We start from the raw sequence: 967 nt of genomic DNA, 5'->3' as shown, positions 1-967 counted from the left end.
GGCCGGGTACGAGCCGACTCGCCCTGTGCCGGTGTCGCCGATTCGTCCGGATAACACGGCGTACATGATCTACACGTCGGGTTCGACGGGACGCCCGAAGGGTGTTGCTGTGACCCACGCCGGTCTGGCGGGAGTGACGCAGTACGGCGCCGGTTTGTACGGCGTAACCGCGGAATCGCGGTTCCTGCATGTGTGCTCGCCGAGTTTCGATCCGTCGGTGCTGGAGTGGACCGCGACGTTCTCCAACGGTGCGTCGCTGGTGATCGTGCCGGCAGGTGTTATCGGCGGCCTGGAGTTGACCGAGTTCCTTGCTGCGGAGCGGGTGACGCACACGATCATGACTCCGGCGGTGCTGGACACGATGGATCCGTCGTTGTTGCCGGAGCTCGTGATGGTGCAGACCGGCGCCGATGTGTTCACGCCGGATTTGGTGGCGCGGTGGGCGCCGGGGCGCCGTTTCCTGAACGGTTACGGCCCGACCGAGACGACGATCATCTCCTCCTACGCCGAACTCGGGGCGGATCGTCCGGTGACGATCGGGTCGCCGGTGGCGGGGATGTCGGCATTGGTCCTCGATGCCCGGTTGCGTCCGGTGCCGGTGGGTGCGGCGGGTGAGCTGTACCTGTCGGGTGATGCGCTCGCGCGCGGTTATCACGCGAGGGCGGGTTTGACCGCGGGCCGGTTTGTGGCCAATCCGTATGCCGCGGGTGGTGAGCCGATGTACCGCACGGGTGATCTGGTGCGGTGGCGTCGCGATGGTGAGCTGGAGTTCGTGGGGCGCACCGATTTCCAGGTGAAGATCCGTGGTTTCCGCGTCGAACTCGGTGAGATCGATGCGGTGCTTGCCTCGCACGAGTCGGTACAGTTTGCGGTGACGCTTGGCCGTCAACTGGATTCGGGCGCCACGGTTCTCGTGTCCTACGTGCAGCCCGCACCGGGCACCACGATTGACACGGTCGTGCTGGCA

At 66.0% G+C, this 967-nt stretch carries 1 protein-coding gene; it reads left to right on the top strand.

The annotated features are described in order from the left end of the window. Positions 1 to 25 precede the first annotated feature (25 nt). Positions 26 to 967: amino acid adenylation domain-containing protein (locus tag A8G08_RS24750; RefSeq protein WP_342669681.1), on the top strand; the 942-nt coding region annotated here is incomplete at its 3' end.

Source organism: Aldersonia kunmingensis (assembly GCF_001646865.1).
In the GTDB taxonomy this organism is placed as follows: domain Bacteria; phylum Actinomycetota; class Actinomycetes; order Mycobacteriales; family Mycobacteriaceae; genus Aldersonia; species Aldersonia kunmingensis.
This window is presented reverse-complemented; position numbering and strand designations above follow the sequence as displayed.